Source organism: Mixta hanseatica, from assembly GCF_023517775.1.
Lineage (GTDB): Bacteria > Pseudomonadota > Gammaproteobacteria > Enterobacterales > Enterobacteriaceae > Mixta > Mixta hanseatica.
Genome location: NZ_CP082904.1, coordinates 4,201,067 through 4,221,470, shown reverse-complemented (window position 1 = coordinate 4,221,470; position 20,404 = coordinate 4,201,067). Strand labels below are relative to the sequence as shown.

Genomic DNA, 20,404 nt, shown 5'->3' with positions numbered 1-20,404 from the left:
TTGACGCGGCCCATAAGGCGTCGTAAATGGAAGGAGTGAACATGTCATTGCCGTTAACCGAGTGGGATCAGGCCCTGATTGAGAAATATAATTATGCGGGGCCGCGCTATACCTCTTATCCCACCGCGCTGGAGTTCACCGAAGGCTGGAGCGAAGCAGCATTTCAGCAGGCCGCTCAGCGCTATCCTTCGCGGCCTCTTTCTCTTTATATCCATATTCCTTTCTGTCATCGCCTCTGTTATTTCTGCGGCTGCAACAAGCAGGTAACGCGCCAGCTGCACAAGGGCGATCGTTATCTAACGGTGCTGGAGCAGGAGATCCGCCAGCGCGCTGCGCTCTTTCGCGACAGAACCGTTACCCAGATGCACTGGGGCGGAGGAACGCCGACCTGGTTAAGCAAGGCGCAGCTGAGCCGTTTAATGGCGGTGCTGCGAGAATGCTTTCATTTCAACAGCGAGGTGGAGATCTCTATTGAGATTGACCCGCGCGAGCTGGAATTAGATGTCCTTGATCATCTGCGCGCGCTGGGCTTTAATCGACTGAGCATGGGCGTGCAGGACTTTAATAAAGTGGTACAGGAGCGCGTTAACCGCGTTCAGGATGAGACCTTTATTTTTGCCTTGATCGAGCGGGCACGCCGACTGGGCTTTACCTCCAGCAATATCGATCTTATTTACGGCTTGCCAATGCAAACGCCGGAAAGCTTCGACTATACGCTGCAAAAAGTCGCGACTTTACGGCCCGATCGCCTGAGCGTATTCAATTATGCGCACCTGCCGACGCTGTTTGCCGCTCAGCGAAAAATCAAAGACGAAGAACTGCCCAGCCCGGCGCAAAAGCTGGTTATCCTGCAACAAACGATCGCGACCCTGACCGCGCAGGGATACCAATATATCGGCATGGACCATTTTGCCCGCCCAGATGATGAGCTGGCTATCGCCCAGCGCGAGGGGAAACTCCATCGCAATTTTCAGGGCTATACCACGCAGGGCGAGACCGATCTGCTGGGAATGGGCGTCTCGGCTATCAGTATGCTGGGCGACTGCTACGCACAGAATCAAAAAGATCTGAAGGCTTACTATGCCAGCGTAGAACAGCAGGGCAATGCACTATGGCGCGGTCTGACGCTAAGTCAGGACGACTGCCTGCGCCGTGACGTGATTAAATCGCTTATTTGCAATTTTTCCCTCTCCTTCCGCAGTATAGAAGCTGTCTGCAGCATAACCTTTGCCGACTATTTTGCCGAAGATTTGGCTTTGCTGGCGCCGTTGGCCGCCGATGGGCTGTTGGAGATACAGCAGGATGGGCTACAGGTGACGCCGAAAGGGCGTTTGCTGATTCGTAATATCTGCATGTGCTTCGATGTGTATATGCGGCAGAAAGCGCGGCAGCAGCAGTTTTCCCGGGTGATCTAACGATGCGGAACAACAAAAAGGCCGGTGCAGACCGGCCTTTTTGTTAACTGAAAAAATTAACCATTACGGCACACAGCACCGCGGCTAACGCAGTTTGCGGTGAATGGCCGATAGCTGCATTACCTGCAGCGCTCAACGAAACCAACAGCGATTCGAGCATGATAAGCCTCCCGATAACCGCTCAAAATGATACTGAACGGCATCAAGGTGTAAAGAGCAATGCGCAAAAAATTGTGCAAAAAACACGCTTTTTTGCTTACTCCATTCCCAGCTCTTTCAGCTTACGCGTCAGGGTATTGCGTCCCCAGCCCAGTAAGCGCGCCGCCTCTTGCTTATGCCCTTGCGTATGACGCAGCGCGGTGGTCAGTAAGGTACGCTCCATTTCCGGCTGCGCTTCAGACAGCAAATTTTGATGACCGGAACGCAGCGCTCTGTCGGCCCACTGGGCTAACAGCGTAGCCCAGCTGTCAGGCAGTGATTGTACCGCCGTATCGCTGGTGGTGTTTTCAAACAGCTCTGGCGGCAGATCCTGAATCAAGACTTCCTGGCCGGCAGCCATTACCGTCAGCCAGCGGCAGGTATTTTCCAACTGACGCACGTTACCGGACCAGTGCAAACGCGTCAGCGCCGCTTCGGTCTCCGGATGTAGAATTTTGGCTTCCACACCCAGCTCGCGCGCGGCCACCTGCAGGAAATAACGCGCCAACCGTGGGATATCCTCACGTCGCTCACGCAGCGGCGGCAGATGAACACGGATCACATTCAGGCGATGGAACAAATCCTCCCTGAATTTTCCTTCCTGCACGCGCAACTCCAGATTTTGGTGCGTTGCCGCAATGATGCGCACATCGACTTTTACCGGCGCATAGCCGCCGACACGATAAAACTGCCCGTCCGCCAGCACACGCAGCAGGCGGGTTTGCACATCCAGCGGCATATCGCCGATTTCATCCAGAAACAGCGTACCGCCGTCCGCCTGTTCAAAGCGTCCCTGACGGATTTGGTTTGCGCCGGTAAACGCGCCTTTTTCATGGCCGAACAGTTCAGACTCAATCAGGTCTTTCGGGATCGCCGCCATATTCAGGGCAATAAAAGGCGCTTTAGCGCGAGGGCTGTGACGATGCAGCGCATGCGCCACCAGCTCTTTGCCGGTACCGGACTCGCCATTAATCAGCACGCTAATTGAAGAGCGCGACAGGCGGCCGATAATGCGGAATACATCCTGCATCGCCGGGGCTTCGCCAATAATATCGGTAGTCGGGCCGCTGACCGGCCTGTCACGCGGCTGCTGCTGCTCCTGATAATGGCTGATGGCGCGTTCCACCAGCGCGACGGCTTCATCAATATCAAACGGCTTGGGCAAGTAATCGAAAGCGCCCTGCTGATAAGCGCTCACTGCCGCATCCAGATCGGAGTGAGCGGTCATAATGATGACCGGCAGCATCGGATGCCGCTGTTTAATTTGTTTTAATAGCGCCAGACCATCCATGCCAGGCATACGAATATCTGACAGTAAAACGTCTGGGGTTTTGCTCGCGAGCGCTTCCAACACCTCATTGCCACTTTCAAAGGTGGCACAGCTTAAACCGGCTCCCGTAAGTGCACGTTCAAGCACCCAGCGGATGGAGCTATCGTCATCGACGATCCAAACTATCCCTCGTTGCATAGAAACCTCTACTTACGAATCGGCAGGTAAATCGAAAATTCGGTATGGCCTGGCCAACTGCTGAATTCTATTTTTCCAGAATGTTGATCGATCAGGCTGCGAGCGATGGAAAGCCCTAATCCCGTGCCGCCCTCCCTTCCGCTGACCATGGGATAAAACAGCGTATCCTGAAGCTTTGCAGGAATGCCCGGCCCGTCATCCTCCACGTCAATCCGCGCCACCAGCCGGTAACGGGTGCCGTGCAGCGTTAGCTGGAAAGCGGTACGGGTGCGCAAAGTAATGGTGCCGCCAGCTTCGCCCAGCGCCTGTAACGCATTACGCACCACATTCAGTAACACCTGTTCTATCTGATCGGGGTCATGAGGCAGCTCCGGCAGGCTGGGATCGTAATCGCGCACCAGGGCGATATTCTCCGGCAGCTCCATATTGACCAGATTCACCACACGTTCCGCAACCTGATGGATGCTCTGCGTGACGTGCATACCGGGCTGCTGCGGTCCTAACAGACGGTCTACTAAATTACGCAGCCGATCGGCCTGCTCAATAATGACTTTGGTATATTCCGTCAGCGACGGGTCGGGCAATGCTTTAGCCAATAGCTGTGCTGCGCCGCGTAGCCCGCCCAGGGGGTTTTTAATCTCATGAGCCAGGCCCCGCACCAGATCGCGCGCCGCCACCTGCTGCGCATGCTGGATCTGCTCCTGGCTGAGACGGCGTTGATTATCCATCGGTGCCATTTCCAGTAGGATAAGGCCATCTGGCAGGCGCTGCGCCGTCAGCGACATAATATGGGCGCGTCCATCCACCACTAGCGTCACTTCGCTGTCGGTAAATCCCTGACCTGCGGCCAGGCTTTCCTGCATAACGGTAATGTTCAGAGAAAAATAACCCATCAGCTCTGGCAGCGGCGTGCCAAAAAGCTTGCGGGAACTTTGCGCTAACAGCTGCTGTGCCGCTGGATTGGCGTAATGAATAACCAGCTCGTCATCAACCAGCAGGATGCTGTTAATCAGGGAATTGAGAATCTGCCCGGCATCGGGCAACAGGCCAGTTGCCATACAGCGTTCTCCTGCACCATATTAGTGCATTATAGTTTCGGCATTGATAACGCGACATTCCGACCGTTGGCAAGGTGGAGAAAAAAGCCCATCCGAAGATGGGCTGAAAGTTTCCACGGCAACAAAAAACTCAAACCAATTAAACGCTGTAGTAAAGCTCGAACTCTACCGGATGCGGCGTCATGCGCACGCGTTCCATTTCAGACTTACGCAGCTCGATGTAAGCATCGATGGCGTCATCGGTAAATACGCCGCCACGGGTCAGGAACTCGCGGTCTTCGTTCAGCGCGTTCAGCGCTTCTTCCAGCGAACCGGCCACTTTTGGAATCTCAGCTTCTTCTTCCGGCGGCAGGTCATACAGGTTTTTATCCATGGCATCGCCAGGATGGATCTTGTTGATGATGCCGTCCAGGCCAGCCATCAGCAGCGCAGCGAACGCCAGGTACGGGTTCGCCGCCGGATCCGGGAAGCGCGCTTCGATACGGCGTGCTTTCGGGCTGGAAACCACTGGAATACGGATTGACGCAGAGCGGTTACGCGCAGAGTAAGCCAGCATAACCGGCGCTTCGTAACCCGGAACCAGACGCTTATAAGAGTTGGTAGTAGGGTTAGCCAGGGCGTTGATCGCTTTAGCGTGTTTGATTACGCCGCCGATATAGAACAGCGCCATTTCAGACAGGCCGCCGTACTTGTCGCCAGCGAACAGGTTAGTGCCGCCTTTTGACAGGGACATATGACAGTGCATGCCGGAACCGTTATCGCCAAACATCGGCTTCGGCATAAAGGTCGCGGTTTTGCCGTAGGCGTGCGCCACGTTATGCACCACATATTTGTAGATCTGAATTTCGTCCGCTTTCTTCACCATGGTGTTGAAACGGGTTGCCACTTCGTTCTGACCAGCGGTCGCCACTTCGTGGTGATGCGCTTCAACCACCAGACCCATCTGCTCCATGGTTAAACACATGGCGGAACGGATGTCCTGTGAGGAGTCAACCGGCGGTACCGGAAAATAGCCGCCTTTCAGGCCCGGACGGTGGCCTTTGTTGCCGCCTTCATATTCTTTGCCGGTGTTCCATGCCGCTTCGATATCATCGATAGCAACATGAGAGCCGGACGTGCTGCTGCCGAAACGGATATCGTCGAACAGGAAGAATTCCGGCTCTGGTCCAAACAGCACGGTATCAGCGATGCCGGAAGAGCGCAGAAAATCTTCAGCGCGCTTAGCAATGGAACGCGGGTCGCGGTCATAGCCCTGCATGGTGCCTGGCTCAAGGATGTCACAACGGATGATCAGCGTAGAGTCTTCAAAGAAGGGATCAAGCACGGCTGTGGTCGCGTCCGGCATCAGTACCATGTCTGATTCATTAATGCCTTTCCAGCCGCCGATGGAGGAACCATCGAACATTTTGCCGTCTTCGAAGAAGTCTGCGTTAACCTGATGCGCCGGAATGGTCACATGTTGTTCTTTACCTTTGGTATCGGTAAAACGCAGGTCAACAAACTTCACTTCGTGTTCGTTCATCATCGAGAGAACGTGTTCAGCAGACATACTCAACTCTCCTGGTAATTGTCATTGTCGTCGTGGAAAGAGAACTTCATGCTGGCAGGCGCGTAAAGATGTGCGTACAGCGGGCAACAAAGTACTCAGACAAGCTATCAACCGTTGTGGAAACTGTCGTTTTGGCTTGAACAGATTAAAGCGAATTTTGTGCCAACTTTTTTATTCGGGCCAAAAAGCGCTATTATACGCATTCTCGTGAAACGAGGGATGCACCATGATGGATATCGCGCACCATTATAGTGCAATTGAGTAGAGTTTGGGCACTGTTATGGTGCAGTTGATCAATCAGGTGCATTTTTTGCACTGAAAGCGGTGTTTAAGGCAAGCCTTGCAGCATTCTTTCTTTGATATTTGTGATCCTGTTCAGTCCTTCGATTAATCCGTGTACAATAGCGCGCTATTTCTAATGCCTGAGGCAAAGCTGTGATCGAAAATTTGCGTAACATCGCCATTATTGCGCACGTTGACCATGGGAAAACCACCCTGGTTGATAAACTGTTGCAACAGTCTGGTACTTTTGATGCCCGTACTGAAGCAACCGAGCGTGTAATGGACTCCAACGATTTGGAGAAAGAGCGTGGGATTACCATCCTCGCGAAAAATACCGCCATCAAATGGAACGACTATCGTATCAACATCGTTGATACCCCGGGACACGCCGACTTCGGTGGTGAAGTTGAGCGCGTTATGTCCATGGTTGATTCAGTGCTGCTGGTTGTCGACGCGATGGACGGCCCAATGCCGCAGACGCGTTTCGTGACCAAAAAAGCCTTTGCTCATGGCCTGAAACCGATCGTGGTTATCAACAAAATTGACCGTCCGGGCGCACGTCCTGACTGGGTTGTCGATCAGGTGTTCGACCTGTTCGTAAACCTGGACGCGACTGACGAGCAGCTCGATTTCCCGATTATTTACGCTTCTGCACTGCAGGGTATCGCTGGCGTTGACCATACCGATATGGCCGACGACATGACCCCGCTGTACCAGGCGATTGTTGAACACGTTCCGGCGCCGAATGTTGACCTGGACGGCCCGCTGCAGATGCAGATCTCTCAGCTGGACTACAACAACTACCTGGGCGTTATCGGCATCGGTCGTATCAAGCGCGGTAAGGTGAAACCGAACCAGCAGGTAACGATCATCGATAGCACCGGCAAAACGCGTAACGCGAAAGTCGGCAAAGTGCTGGGTCACCTTGGCCTGGAGCGTATCGATACCGATCTGGCTGAAGCGGGCGACATCATCGCTATCACCGGTCTGGGCGAGCTGAACATCTCCGATACCATCTGCGATACGCAGAATGTCGAAGCGCTGCCGCCGCTGAGCGTGGATGAGCCGACCGTAACCATGTTCTTTAACGTCAACACCTCACCGTTCTGCGGTAAAGAAGGTAAATACGTTACTTCACGTCAGATCCTGGATCGTCTGAAGAAAGAGCTGGTACATAACGTTGCGCTGCGCGTTGAAGAAACCGAAGATGCGGATGCGTTCCGTGTTTCCGGTCGTGGCGAACTGCACCTCTCCGTACTGATCGAAAACATGCGTCGTGAAGGCTTTGAGCTGGCGGTATCCCGTCCGAAAGTTATCTTCCGCGAAGTGGATGGTCGTAAGCAGGAACCGTTTGAAAACGTGACGCTGGATATCGAAGAACAGCATCAGGGCGCGGTTATGCAGGCGATGGGCGAACGTAAAGGCGACATGAAAAACATGGACCCGGATGGCAAAGGCCGCGTACGTCTCGACTACGTGATCCCAAGCCGTGGCCTGATCGGTTTCCGTAATGAATTCATGACCATGACTTCAGGCACCGGTCTGCTGTACTCCACCTTCAGTCACTACGACGACGTCCGTCCGGGCGAAGTGGGTCAGCGTCAGAACGGCGTGCTGATCTCTAACGGCCAGGGCAAGGCTGTTGCCTTCGCACTGTTTGGTCTGCAGGATCGCGGCAAGCTGTTCCTGGGCCACGGTGCGGAAGTTTACGAAGGGCAGATTATCGGCATTCACAGCCGCTCTAACGACCTGACCGTAAACTGTCTGACCGGTAAAAAACTGACCAACATGCGTGCATCCGGTACGGACGAAGCGACGACGCTGGTACCGCCGATCAAGATGACGCTGGAGCAGGCAATCGAGTTCATTGATGATGATGAACTGGTTGAAGTTACTCCGACCTCCGTACGTATTCGTAAACGTCACCTGACGGAAAACGATCGTAAACGCGCTTCACGCGGCAGCAAAGACGTTTAACGTTACGCTAACGCGCATAAACGCCGTTAAATGGCCCCTTACGGGGCCATTTTCATTTCCGCCTTATAATTTCTTATTTTTCCTCATGTTGTGGGCGCCCGTCTCTCATTTGTTTTATCCTTTCTTTCCTGCCCTGTTCAGCCTGCTGTTTTATCGCTAGAGTGAATAGCTCAACGGGACGAAAGGAGATGACCATGCTGTATATCTTTGATTTAGGTAACGTCATTGTAGATATCGACTTTAGCCGGGTTTTAGGCGTCTGGAGCGACCTTGGCCGCGTCCCGCTGGCGATGTTAAAAAGCCGCTTTCAGATGGGCGAAAACTTTGAACAGCATGAGCGCGGCGAAATCAGCGATGAGCAGTTCGCGGCTAACCTCTGCGCCGAGTTGGATGTGGCGCTCAGCTATGAACAATTTACCGCGGGCTGGCAGGCGGTATTCGTCGGCCTGCGTCCTGAAGTCATCACCCTGATGCAACAGCTGCGCGTGCGCGGCGAACGGGTAGTTATCCTCTCTAATACCAACCGACTGCATTGCGACTACTGGCCATCACAGTATCCGGAAGTGCAGCAGGCCGCGGATAAGCTCTATCTTTCGCAGGATTTAGGCATGCGTAAACCGGAAGCGCGCATTTTCCAGCGGGTGCTGCAAGAAGAGGGCGTTAGCGCCGCCGACGCCGTTTTCTTTGACGATAACCTGGAGAATATCGAGGCGGCGCGCCAGTTGGGGATAACCGCCGTACATGTGACCGATGCACAGGTGGTGCCGGACTGGTTTGCACATCGTGGATAACTGATGGCGCCGTTCTCTTTACGTCGACGCATCCGTACAGCGGGCGCCTGGCTCAAGCTCCTCTGGCATCGTAACAATCATGATGGCATGACGACCGAGGCGGGTAACCTGGCCTTTGTCTCCCTGTTGGCGCTGGTCCCGCTGGTGGCGGTGGTCTTCTCGCTGTTCGCCGCCTTTCCGGTATTCTCCGATATCAGCGTGCAGCTAAAGCATTTTATCTTTAATAACTTCATCCCGGCGGCGGGCAATGTGGTGCAGGATTACCTCGATCGCTTTGTAGCCAACGTGAATAAAATGACGGTGGTGGGCGCAGTTGGGCTGATTGTCACTGCGCTGCTACTGATGCACTCCATCGACAGCGCGTTGAATGCCATCTGGCGCAGCCAGAAAAAGCGTCCGCTGGTGTACTCTTTCGCCGTCTACTGGATGATCCTGACGCTGGGACCGCTATTGGCCGGCGCCAGCCTGGCGATTAGCACCTGGCTTTTATCGTTAAAATGGGTGGCGGTCAGCGGCGTGACCGGACTTATCGATCAGGCGCTACGTCTTTTTCCGTTGCTGCTTTCCTGGCTGGCTTTCTGGCTGTTATACAGTCTGGTCCCTACCACACGGGTGCCGCAGCGCGATGCATTAATCGGGGCGCTGGTGGCAGGCCTGCTGTTTGAGTTGGGGAAAAAGGCGTTCGCGCTTTACATCACCATGTTCCCATCGTACCAGTTGATTTACGGCGTGCTGGCCGTTGTCCCGATTCTGTTCCTGTGGGTTTACTGGACGTGGTGTATCGTATTATTAGGGGCGGAGATAACCGTCACGCTGGGCGAGTATCGTCAGCGACAACAACAAGAGAAAGGCAGTGAGGAAGCATGATTGCATTAATTCAGCGGGTGCTCAGCGCCAGTGTTACGGTGGCAGATGAAACGGTGGGAAAGATTGGTCCCGGTTTGTTGATATTGCTGGGCGTGGAAAAAGAGGATGATGAACAGAAAGCGCAGCGCCTGTGCGATCGGGTGCTGGGCTATCGGATTTTCAGCGATGAAAACGGCAAAATGAATCTGAATGTCCAGCAGGCTGGGGGAAGCGTATTGGTGGTTTCGCAGTTTACGCTGGCCGCCGACACGCAAAAGGGGATGCGGCCCAGCTTTTCCCGCGGCGCTGAACCGCAGGAAGCGGAGCGCCTTTATCACTATTTCAGCGACTGCTGCCGTCAGAAGGATCTACCCGTGGAAAACGGGCGCTTTGCCGCAGATATGCAGGTCGCCTTAGTGAATGATGGGCCGGTAACCTTTTGGCTACAGGTATGATGCCGGTAGCCGCCGCCCGGAACAACCACGCCCACGCCGAACGAGAGAATCCTTTTATGTATCACCTACGAGTGCCGGAAACTGCCGAAGAGCTGGAGATGTATTACCAGTTCCGCTGGGAAATGTTACGTAAGCCGCTGCGTCAGCCGCAGGGTTCAGAGCGGGACGCCTGGGATGCCATGGCGCATCACCAAATGGTGGTGGATGAGCAGGGTAAGCCTGTCGCCGCAGGCCGCCTTTATATCAATGCGGATAATGAAGCCTCTATTCGTTTTCTGGCGGTGCATCCGACGGTACAGGGTAAAGGATTAGGTACGCTGGTGGCGATGACGCTGGAGTCTGTGGCGCGTCAGGAAGGCGTTAAACGGGTGGTTTGTAGCGCGCGTGAGGATGCGGTCGAGTTCTTTGCCAAGCTGGGCTATGTCAATCAGGGGGAGATTACTGCGCCGCTTACCACACCGGTACGCCACTTTTTAATGATTAAACCGGTTATCACCCTGGATGACATCCTGCATCGCGCCGACTGGTGCGGGCAACTGCAACAGGCCTGGTATGAGCATATCCCACTCAGCGAAAAGATGGGCGTGCGTATTACGCAGTATACCGGGCAGAAGTTCATGACTACCATGCCGGAAACCGGCAATCAGAACCCGCACCATACGCTATTTGCGGGCAGCCTGTTTTCTCTTGCCACGTTGACCGGCTGGGGCTTGATCTGGTTGTTGCTGCGCGAGCGCCATTTAGGCGGTACCATTATTCTGGCCGACGCCCATATTCGTTACAGTAAGCCTATTAGCGGCAAGCCCAGCGCTTCTGCCGATCTTGGTTCGCTAAGTGGCGACCTTGATCGCCTGGCGCGTGGGCGTAAAGCACGCGTGCAGCTGGAGGTGGAGCTGTTCGGCGGTGAAGAGAGCGGTGCGGTATTTAGCGGCGTTTATATTGTGCTGCCCGCCGATCCCGACGGGCCGCTGGAGCCTCATGGCTGAGTGCTGACTTCACCCCTGGTCATGGTTTGCTGCAGGGTTTGCCCGTCCGCCGTCAGCGTTAAGGTACCGTTAGCGCTGTTTTTCAATGCGGCTTCTGCCGCCAGGCGCGCCTGTAGCTGTAGCTGCAACGTAGCCTGACCGGTGAGCGGCGGCGCAGGCCAGCCCCAGTTTTTTAACACATCTGCCGCGACGCCCCGGCCGTTCAGCGTTAATGAAAGCTGACGCGCCGGCGTTTGATCCAGCGTAGCCAGGCCTTCCAGCATACCCTTATCCACAAAGGCGCTCATTTCCGTTACCGCAATCTGTTCGGCATCGGCCTTCAACGTTAGCGAAGGGTGGCGAACATCGGTGCGGTTGAAGGTGGCTTCTGCCGCATTCAGGTTAAGGTCGCCCTGCCAGATCCCCCATTGGCGATGACGCGCCAGCAGCAGGTCAGAACCGCTGGCGTCCAGCGCGGTTAACTGAAACGGATACTGAGGGTTCACATCAATAATCAGGTTGCGGTTACCGCTCAGCTTTTTCACCCGCACGCTGTCGAGCCAGGCCGGCAGCGTGGCCATCCAGCGGTCACGCCAGTTCTCCGGCAACGTATATTCCAGCCCCGCCAGTACCAACTCATCCAGCGTCAGCTGCCTGGTTTGACGTTGCCAGTTGCCCTGGGCACGGATTAAACCGTTAACCCAGCGAGAGCTAAATCGCGCATCCGCAATGCCCTGCGGGGAGAAATCGAGATTCAGAATAGGATCGTTTAATGTCAGCTGGCCGTTGATAAAGCTGTCGGCATTCAGCGCCAGCGAGCCATCTTCGCTTTGCCAGTCGCCGTTGCTTATCGTCAGGTTTTTTAGCAGCAAATCGAGATCGGTTACCGCCCAGTCCGGTCCCTGTAAGCGCGCATCCGTTATATCCAGGCGTGAAAAATGCACCGAAGAGAGATTGCGTAGCGGTTGTAAGAAGGCGCTAAGCGATTTATCCGTCTGCAGACGGATATCATTCAGGCGCAGCGCCGGCACCTGCCACTTGCCCTGCGCATCGCGTTGAGCGCTGCCGGTCACCGAGCCGCGCGCCAGATCGGCGCCGAAATTATTCAGCATCAGCAGTCTATCGCTGACTCTTCCCTGAACCAATGCGTTGGTCACGTCCAGCCCCTGTAGCGTCATGCGGTCTGCGCTGGCCTGAAAACTGGCATTCGTGCCCAGAATATTGCCCGCACGCGGCAGCCAGGGAATCACACCGCCGTTTACCGCCACGGCATTGATGGCCTGTCGGGGGCTATTCAGCGCCATATTACGCAGCTGAAGGCGATCGGCCTGTAATGGCCAGGCCATATCCGCCGCCATATTGGCGACGTTCAGTGAGCCGTCCTGTAGCTCAATGCGGGTAAAGTGCAGCGCATCGTTAAACAGAGAGAAGGTTAAACCGAGATTAACGGTTTTTGCCACCATCACCGCAGGTTGGCCATCATGACCGAAACTCACATTGCGTAAGGTCAGCAACGCCGGGCTGGAAAAGTTATGCTCAATTTTACCGATGGAAAGATGCCAGGCCGTATCGTCGCTTATGCGCCTGCTGGTCCATTCCGCACCCCAGCGGGTTTGCAGCAAAAGATAGATCGTTACCAACGTCAGTAACAGTAGCAACAACAGCGAAAGCGTTAACTTTCCGACAAATTTCATTTGCATCCTTCCGTATGAATTTCCGGTATCGCCTGTTATGCCCTAATTACAGGCATAGCTCAACCGCCTGGTTGTAAAGCCGGAATAAATACGTGGAGGAGGGCGAGCCGTGGCCCGCCCTGCAAGAGTTACTTCTCGTGCGGGAAAAACAGATTCAGCACAATGGCGGTAATGCCGCCAGCGGCGATACCAGAGGAGAGCAAAGTTTTTAACCAGTCTGGCGCAAACTGTAGGATCAGCGGCTGCTGCGACACGCCCAGTCCCACCGCCAGCGATAACGCCATAATCATAATGGCCCGACGATTTAACGGCTCACGCGAGACAATACGCACCCCGGAAGCGGCGATAGTGCCGAACATCACAATGGTTGCGCCGCCCAGCACCGGTTCTGGAATGTGCTGCACAAAGCCGCTTACCGCAGGAAACAGGCCCAGCACAATCAGCATCAGCGCCACCACAAAACCGACATAACGGCTGGCTACGCCGGTTAGCTGGATAACGCCGTTATTCTGACCGAAGCAGGAGTTTGGGAAGGTGTTAAACAGCGCAGAGACAAAAGAGTTAAAGCCGTTAGCCAACACGCCGCCTTTTAGCCGCTTCATATAAAGCGGCCCGCTAACCGGCTGTTCTGAGACATCAGAAGTGGCGGTAATATCGCCGATGGTTTCCAGCGAGGTCACCATAAATACCAGCATTAGCGGGATAAGCAGGTTCCAGTCAAAGCCCAGGCCATAATAGAGCGGCATCGGAACGGCCACCAACGCGTTGTTGGTCGGCGCAGGGTTTTCCGGCAGCATATCCAGCGCCCACGCCAGTAAATAGCCCACCGCCATCGCAATCACCAGCGAGGCGACGCGTAGGTAAGGGTTACGCTGACGATTCAGGATAATGATGACTACCAGCACTGCGCCGGCCAGCAGCAGATTTTTCGGCGCGCCGAAGGTGTGATCGTTCATCGCGGCAAAGCCGCCGCCGATAGAGGTTAATCCCACCTGAATCAGTGACAGGCCAATGATCATCACCACGATACCGGACACCAGCGGCGTAATAATGCGGCGTGCCAAATGCAGGAAGCGGGAAATTACCATCTCAGTACAGGAGGCGACCATCAGCGTACCGAACAGAGCAGCCATCATAGTCGGCACATCGGCGCCGCCATTTTTTAACGCCAGGCCGCCCATAATCAGCGGGCTGACAAAGTTAAAGCTGGTGCCCTGAATGGAAAGCAGTCCCGATCCTACTGGGCCCCAGGTTTTAATCTGTAAAATCGACGCGACGCCAGAGGCAAACAGCGACATGCTGATAATGTGCTGCGTATCCTGAGCCGGCAGGCCAAGCGCCTGACAAATCAACAGGGCGGGGGTAATGACCGCCACGAACATTGCCAGCAAATGCTGACAGGCGGCAAAGAGCGTTTGCGGTAGCGGAGGACGATCTTCCAGACGGTAAATAAGTTCGCTCTTCGACGTCGCGCCGGTAGCGGACGGGGCGATTTCATGAGGATTGGCGGACATGATTTGGGTTCCCTGAGAAACAAAGTGGCGATTGTAATTCACTGCAACGCAAAAGCAATCGTTTGCTCTTTCTGGTCACTGTTTTAACCATCTGGCCTGGGATAGCAATCTGACGACAGATGTATTAGCTTTTCCCGCTTATTTACCATTATTCCTTCATAAAAGCGTCCGGAGAGGCGTGGCGTAGCCGCCTGCATGCACCCCGAATTATTTGGCAGCTATTTATTCTGGATCAAAAAGAGAAGAGGGGTGTCAGGCGTTGGTGTAGCGATCGGTTTCAGGCAGCCAGCGCTCAATCAGCGCCTGCGCCTGTTGCGGATAGTGTTGATGAATATGGCGCGCGATGCGCTGCACTTCAGGAATAAGCGCCTGATCGCGTAGCAGGTCGGCCACTTTAAATTCAGCGTTGCCGGTTTGTCGCGTACCCAGCAGCTCTCCGGGTCCACGGATTTCCAAATCGCACTGGGCAATAACGAAACCGTCATTGCTATCGCGTAGCACCTGCAGACGCTTTTGCGCCGTTTTGCTCAGCGGAGATTTATACAGCAGCACACAGTGCGAGGCGACCGCGCCACGACCTACGCGTCCGCGCAACTGATGCAACTGAGCCAGGCCGAGGCGTTCCGGGTTTTCGATAATCATCAGGCTGGCGTTAGGCACATCCACGCCCACTTCAATAACCGTCGTCGCAACCAGCAGCTGCATCTCGCCCTGTTTAAAAGCCTGCATCACATCCTGTTTTTCCTGCGGCTTCATACGGCCATGAACCAGGCCAACCCGTAAACCAGGCAGCGCCAGCTTCAACTCTTCCCAGGTCGCTTCCGCCGCCTGCGCTTCCAGCAGGTCTGACTCTTCAATCAGGGTACACACCCAGTAAGCCTGACGCCCTTCCGTCTGGCAGGCGCTTTTTACCCGCTCGATAATTTCAGCGCGCCGCGAGTCAGGGATGGCGACGGTAGTCACCGGCGTACGTCCCGGAGGCAGCTCATCAATAACCGAGGTATCCAGGTCGGCATAGGCGGTCATCGCCAGCGTCCGTGGGATGGGCGTTGCGGTCATAATAAGCTGATGCGGATGGAAACCTTGCTCTTCGCCTTTTTCCCACAGCGCCAGACGCTGATGAACGCCGAAGCGGTGCTGTTCATCAATAATCACCAACGCCAGGCCATTAAATTGCACCTGCTCCTGGAAAATCGCGTGCGTGCCGACCACCATGGAAACCTGGCCGCTGGCAATGGCTTCCTGCTGCGCCAGACGGGCCTTACCCTTCTGCTTGCCTGCCAGCCAACCAACCTCGATGCCTAGCGGCGCAAACCACTGCCGGAAATTGTTAGCGTGCTGCTCGGCCAGCAGTTCGGTCGGCGCCATCAGCGCCACCTGCTTACCGTGCGCGATCACATCCAGTGCGGCCAGCGCCGCAACCAGCGTTTTGCCCGAGCCGACATCACCCTGCACCAGCCGCATCATGGGGTAATCATGGGTAAGATCCTGCTCAATTTCTTTAACTACTCGCTGCTGAGCGGCGGTCGGCTTAAACGGCAGTGCCGCCAGTAGCCGATCGCGCAGCGTATGGCGCGGCGACATGGCCAACGCATGATAGCGTTGAGCGCCAGCGCGCACCGCCAGCATACTCAGGTTATGCGCCAACAGCTCTTCAAGGATCAAACGGCGCTGGGCCGGATGGCGGCCGCTTTCCAGATCGGCCAGCTGCATATCCGGTGGCGGCCGATGCAGCGTGCGCAGCGCATCCGGCAGGCTAAGCAGGCCGCCGCTTAATTCTGCTGGCAGCAGTTCGGCAATCGGGCAGGTATCCAGTAATTTCAGCGCTTGATCGGTCAGGCTACGCAGCGTGGCCTGACGAATCCCTTCGGTAGTGGGATAAACCGGGGTCAGCGTTTCCTGTAGCTCGGTAACGCTGTGCTCGCCCTGAATGCGGTATTCAGGATGGATCATCTCTGCGCCGCGCTGGCCCCGTTTGATCTCGCCGTAAGCCGTCACGCGCGCACCGGGCGACAGCCCATTTTTCATCCCGGCGTTGAAGTTGAAAAAGCGCAGCGTTACTACGCCGGAACCATCGCTAATCTGGCTGACCAGCATCCGGCGGCGGCCAAAGGTGACATCGGTGTGCAGTACTTCGCCTTCGACCGTCGCCCAGATGCCAGGCAACAGATCGTTAATCCGGTAGAGCTGCGTGCGATCTTCATAACGCAGCGGCAGGTGCAGCAATAAATCCTGCACGGTATGCAGCCCGATCTTCGCCAGCTTCCCGGCCTGGCTTGCGCCTACGCCGGAAAGAGTGCTGAGCGGAACGGCATCCAGCAGGCGGCCTTTCATCGTTTAGCCGTTGACTGCATTGCGGCCCACCACTCGGCATCGGCAACCACTTCGCCGTTGTCGTCAATCTCAGGGCGGGGCAGGCCTTTCTGTTTAGCCACGCGCGCCAGTACCGGATAACCGCCCTCAAACAGCAAACGCTGCTGTTCAGAACGCGGTAGCGTACTGATATCGCGTTGGTACATGCCAGCGTTTTGCCGCTGGCGCTGCGCCTCATACAGAATCAGCGCGGAGGCGACCGAAACATTCAGTGACTGCACCATGCCCACCATCGGGATAATAATGTCCCGATCGGCCAGCGCCAGCGCTTCCTGAGTAATTCCGGTTTTTTCCTGACCCATCAGAATGCAGGTTGGGCGCGTATAGTCGATTTCACGAAAATCGACCGCTTTGGCGGAAAGATTGGTCGCCAGGACCTGCATATCCTGCTGTTTCAGATGGGTTACCGCATCCGCAATGGTACGGTGGGTTTTTACCTGCACCCAGCTGTTGCTGCCGGCAGCAGATGAAACCACGGTACGCATGCGGTTAGCGGGCCAGACGGCGTGAACTTCGTGAACGCCCACCGCGTCCGCCGTACGAATAATCGCGGACACGTTGTGGGGTTTATGTACCTGCTCCATGCATACGGTAAGGTCATGCTGGCGCGCGGCCAGCATCTCGCGTATACGAGCAAAACGTTGAGCATTCATGCGTTAGTTTCGGTTACGGTGAACTTTGATGACGTCCGGCATTACACGAATTTTGCGCATAATATTCGCCAAATGAACGCGATCGCGTGCCGTCAAACGAATAAAGGCGCTGTAAACGCGGCCGTCACGCTCTTCCGTGTTCAGGCTTTGAATATTCGATCGGGCGGTGTTAATCGCCGCCGTCAGGTTCGCCAGCGCGCCCTGATGGTTAAACATATCGACTTTAATCTCAGCGACGAACTCTTGCTCGGTCACCTTATCCCATTCCACCGCCATAAATTTCTCGGGCTCTTTCTGATAGCCACGAATATTACGGCACGACTCATGGTGAACCACCAGCCCCTTGCCAGGACTGACGTGCGCTACAATCGGGTCGCCAGGAATCGGACGGCAGCACTTCGCAAAGGTAATCAACACGCCGTCAGCGCCTTTAATCGGCAGTTTGCTGCGCGATGCGGCACTGGAAGAGGTGCCGCCTGCGGTATCCAGCAGGTTTTTCGCCACCACTACGCTCATCGCATTGCCCAGACCGATTTCCGCCAGCAGATCATCCAGCGACGCCAGCTTCATCCGCTCCAGCTCATGTTCAATGCTTTCCGGCGGGATCTCAGCCAGTTTACGGCTGCCGCCCAACGCATGATTTAGCAGACGGCGACCCAGACTGACCGAGTCTTCGCGCTTAAGGTTTTTCAGCAGCTGACGGATCTTGGCGCGCGCTTTCGAACTGACGACAAAGTTAAGCCAGGCGGCATTAGGCCGAGCGCCGGGCGCGGTAATGATTTCCACCGTCTGGCCGCTGGCCAACGGCTGCGAAAGGGGATAGGGCTGCCGATCGACGCGCGCGCCCACGCAGGCATGACCAATATCGGTATGCACCGCATAGGCGAAATCCACTGGCGTCGCGCCCGCGGGCAGCTCGACAATGCGCCCTTCCGGGGTGAAAACGTAAATCTCATCCGGGAACAGATCGGATTTAACGCTTTCGATAAATTCAAAGGAGCTGCCGGCGCTTTGCTGCAGCTCCAGCAGGCTTTGCAGCCAACGCTGCGCACGAATCTGCGCGGTGGTGCCGCTCTCGCCCTGTTCTTTATAAGCCCAGTGCGCCGCAACCCCCATTTCCGCCATCTGATCCATATCTTCCGTACGGATCTGCACTTCAACCGGCACGCCATGCGGACCAATCATCGAGGTATGCAGCGACTGATAGCCGTTCGCTTTCGGGATAGCGATATAATCTTTCACCCGGCCCGGACGCGGCTTATACAGGCTGTGCATCTGACCCAATACGCGATAGCAGGTATCCACATCACGGACGATCACGCGAAACGCGTAGATATCCATAATGGAATGGAAGCGCTGCTCTTTGAGATGCATTTTGCAGTAGATGGAATAAAGGTGTTTCTCACGGCCAAAGACGCGACAGGGAATGCCAGCCTCCTGCAAACGCCCTTCAATCTCCGCAAGGATTTTTTGGATCATCTCTTTACGGTTACCGCGCGCGGCTTTCACCACTTCTTTAATCACGCGATAACGATTAGGGTAGAGCGCTTCGAAGCCCAGCTCTTCCAGCTCGGTTTTCAGGTGATGAATACCCAGACGGTGCGCCAGCGGACTGTAGATTTCCAGCGTTTCACGCGCGATGCGCCGCCGTTTATCCGGCCGCAGCGAACCCAGCGTGCGCATATTGTGCGTACGGTCGGCCAGCTTGATCAGGATGACGCGGATATCCTGCACCATCGCCATGATCATCTTGCGGAAGTTTTCCGCCTGCGCCTCTTTTTTATCACGGAACTTCAGCTTATCCAGCTTGGATACGCCTTCAACCAGTTCGGCGACGCTTTTGCCGAACAGCTGTTCCATGTCCTGATAGGTGGCGGGCGTGTCTTCAATCACGTCATGCAGCAGCGCGGCCATGAGGGTTTCATAGTCGAGCTTCATTTCCGCCAGAATACAGGCGACGGCGACGGGATGGGTGATATAGGGCTCACCGCTGGAGCGAGTCTGCCCCTCGTGAGCATCACGTGAGACAAGATAAGCTTGCTTGAGGCGCTTGATTTGCTCCTCAGGCAAGTATTTTTCAATCAGCTGATTGAGGCTTTCAAAAAGATACAAGGGCGAGCCTTCCGGCTAATTAACGACGACCTTCAGCGATAGCGGTAACGGCCTGCAACTCGGCGGCTTCTTGCTCATGCTGTTCCTGGCGCTCACGTACATCAAGGATCTGATTAGTGATCAGGCCTTCTTCGATTTCGCGCAGAGCGATAACGGTCGGTTTATCGTTCTCTTCCGGTACCAGCGGATCTTTACCGCTCACCTGCATCTGACGTGCGCGACGTGCAGCGACCAGAACCAGGTCAAAACGGTTACCAATTTTCTCTACTGCGTCCTGAACGGTTACGCGTGCCATAATTGTGCTACTCCACAGGTGAAGAAATGACTGGGCATAATACTGAAAGTGGCTTCAGTCTGCCAATAGTTTGCTGATTAATGCATCATGCCGGGATTTTTGACGGCCCATACGCAGACGCTCAGCGCGAATAATGGTTTTGAGATCCGACAGCGCCAGATCAAAATCATCATTAACGATTAAATAGTCGTACTCGGCATAGTGGCTCATCTCTGCAACGGCCTGAGCCATGCGGCGAGCGATAACCCCTTCGCTATCCTGACCGCGACCGCGTAAGCGGCGATCGAGCTCCTCTTTCGAGGGCGGTAAAACAAAGATACTGCGTGCCGACGGCATTTTCTGCCGGATCTGCTGCGCGCCCTGCCAGTCAATATCCAGGAAGACATCAACGCCGGTCGCCAGTACTTGTTCAATCGCCATGCGTGACGTGCCGTAGTAGTTACCAAACACTTCAGCATGCTCAAGAAAAGCATCCTGCTCAATCATCGTTTCGAATTCTTGCTTAGAAACGAAGTAGTAGTGCTCGCCATGCTGTTCGCCGGGACGCATTCCGCGCGTCGTATGCGAAATAGATACCTGTGTATCGTAAAGCGGCTGCGTTTTCAGCATAGCCTGAATCAGACTGGATTTGCCTGCGCCGCTGGGGGCGGAAATAATGTAAAGCGTGCCTTGAGCCATGATAGTTCTTGAAGTGTGTAAAAGAGCGGAGTCTGTTTCCTGCACAGTATACACGGCTTGCCGCCGCCATGCAGCGTTTGC

The 20,404-nt window shown here is 55.3% G+C and carries 17 protein-coding genes; 6 read left to right on the top strand and 11 right to left on the bottom strand.

What is annotated here, in order from left to right; translation table 11 throughout:
- Positions 1 to 41 precede the first annotated feature (41 nt).
- Positions 42 to 1,415 carry an oxygen-independent coproporphyrinogen III oxidase gene (hemN, locus tag K6958_RS19985; protein WP_249894746.1) on the top strand — a complete coding sequence of 458 codons (1,374 nt, stop codon included), beginning with the start codon at positions 42 to 44 and terminating at the stop codon, positions 1,413 to 1,415.
- A gap of 43 nt (positions 1,416 to 1,458) precedes the next feature.
- On the opposite strand, the gene K6958_RS19980 is transcribed toward hemN, so the two are convergent.
- The 4 genes from K6958_RS19980 to glnA form a co-directional block, all read right to left on the bottom strand.
- Complete coding sequence (locus K6958_RS19980) at positions 1,459 to 1,575, bottom strand: YshB family small membrane protein (protein ID WP_249892706.1); 117 nt, start codon at positions 1,573 to 1,575, stop codon at positions 1,459 to 1,461.
- Positions 1,576 to 1,671: 96 nt separating this feature from the next.
- Positions 1,672 to 3,081, bottom strand: coding sequence for a nitrogen regulation protein NR(I) (gene glnG, locus K6958_RS19975; protein ID WP_249892705.1), 1,410 nt, complete (start codon positions 3,079 to 3,081; stop codon positions 1,672 to 1,674).
- 8 nt (positions 3,082 to 3,089) lie between these two features.
- Complete coding sequence (gene glnL / locus K6958_RS19970; RefSeq protein ID WP_249892704.1) at positions 3,090 to 4,139, bottom strand: nitrogen regulation protein NR(II); 1,050 nt, start codon at positions 4,137 to 4,139, stop codon at positions 3,090 to 3,092.
- A 139-nt stretch (positions 4,140 to 4,278) separates the two neighbouring features.
- On the bottom strand, positions 4,279 to 5,688 hold the full coding sequence (gene glnA / locus K6958_RS19965; protein WP_249892703.1) for a glutamate--ammonia ligase: 1,410 nt from the start codon (positions 5,686 to 5,688) through the stop codon (positions 4,279 to 4,281).
- Positions 5,689 to 6,123: 435 nt separating this feature from the next.
- Here glnA and typA point away from each other — a divergent pair, with 435 nt between their 5' ends.
- From typA to fabY, 5 genes are all read left to right on the top strand, one after another.
- Entirely contained in the window at positions 6,124 to 7,947 is a 1,824-nt protein-coding gene (typA, locus tag K6958_RS19960) for a ribosome-dependent GTPase TypA (RefSeq protein WP_249892702.1), read from the top strand.
- A gap of 194 nt (positions 7,948 to 8,141) precedes the next feature.
- Complete coding sequence (gene yihX, locus K6958_RS19955; protein WP_249892701.1) at positions 8,142 to 8,738, top strand: glucose-1-phosphatase; 597 nt, start codon at positions 8,142 to 8,144, stop codon at positions 8,736 to 8,738.
- A 3-nt stretch (positions 8,739 to 8,741) separates the two neighbouring features.
- Positions 8,742 to 9,605: a virulence factor BrkB family protein gene (locus K6958_RS19950; protein WP_249892700.1), complete on the top strand. Its 864-nt coding sequence runs from the start codon at positions 8,742 to 8,744 to the stop codon at positions 9,603 to 9,605.
- Positions 9,602 to 10,039: a D-aminoacyl-tRNA deacylase gene (dtd, locus tag K6958_RS19945; RefSeq protein WP_249892699.1), complete on the top strand. Its 438-nt coding sequence runs from the start codon at positions 9,602 to 9,604 to the stop codon at positions 10,037 to 10,039. Before K6958_RS19950 ends, dtd begins: the two co-directional genes overlap by 4 nt.
- A 56-nt stretch (positions 10,040 to 10,095) precedes the next feature.
- Positions 10,096 to 11,025: a fatty acid biosynthesis protein FabY gene (gene fabY / locus K6958_RS19940; protein WP_249892698.1), complete on the top strand. Its 930-nt coding sequence runs from the start codon at positions 10,096 to 10,098 to the stop codon at positions 11,023 to 11,025.
- Here the strand turns inward: fabY and K6958_RS19935 are convergent.
- The 7 genes from K6958_RS19935 to gmk all read right to left on the bottom strand — a co-directional run bounded on the left by K6958_RS19935 (position 11,016) and on the right by gmk (position 20,323).
- Complete coding sequence (locus tag K6958_RS19935) at positions 11,016 to 12,698, bottom strand: AsmA family protein (protein WP_249892697.1); 1,683 nt, start codon at positions 12,696 to 12,698, stop codon at positions 11,016 to 11,018. The two genes, fabY and K6958_RS19935, sit on opposite strands and share 10 nt — an antisense overlap.
- A 128-nt stretch (positions 12,699 to 12,826) precedes the next feature.
- Entirely contained in the window at positions 12,827 to 14,212 is a 1,386-nt protein-coding gene (locus K6958_RS19930) for a nucleobase:cation symporter-2 family protein (RefSeq protein WP_249892696.1), read from the bottom strand.
- Between the two features lie 252 nt (positions 14,213 to 14,464).
- Complete coding sequence (recG, locus tag K6958_RS19925) at positions 14,465 to 16,546, bottom strand: ATP-dependent DNA helicase RecG (RefSeq protein WP_249892695.1); 2,082 nt, start codon at positions 16,544 to 16,546, stop codon at positions 14,465 to 14,467.
- A complete protein-coding gene (gene trmH / locus K6958_RS19920; protein WP_249892694.1) occupies positions 16,543 to 17,238 on the bottom strand; it encodes a tRNA (guanosine(18)-2'-O)-methyltransferase TrmH in 696 nt (231 codons plus the stop codon). Before trmH ends, recG begins: the two co-directional genes overlap by 4 nt.
- Positions 17,239 to 17,241: 3 nt before the next feature.
- Positions 17,242 to 19,350 (bottom strand): bifunctional GTP diphosphokinase/guanosine-3',5'-bis pyrophosphate 3'-pyrophosphohydrolase, encoded by a 2,109-nt coding sequence (gene spoT / locus K6958_RS19915; protein WP_249892693.1) that lies wholly within the window; start codon positions 19,348 to 19,350, stop codon positions 17,242 to 17,244.
- A 19-nt stretch (positions 19,351 to 19,369) separates the two neighbouring features.
- Positions 19,370 to 19,645: a DNA-directed RNA polymerase subunit omega gene (rpoZ, locus tag K6958_RS19910; RefSeq protein ID WP_085069262.1), complete on the bottom strand. Its 276-nt coding sequence runs from the start codon at positions 19,643 to 19,645 to the stop codon at positions 19,370 to 19,372.
- A gap of 54 nt (positions 19,646 to 19,699) precedes the next feature.
- Entirely contained in the window at positions 19,700 to 20,323 is a 624-nt protein-coding gene (gene gmk, locus K6958_RS19905; protein ID WP_249892692.1) for a guanylate kinase, read from the bottom strand.
- Positions 20,324 to 20,404 lie beyond the last annotated feature (81 nt).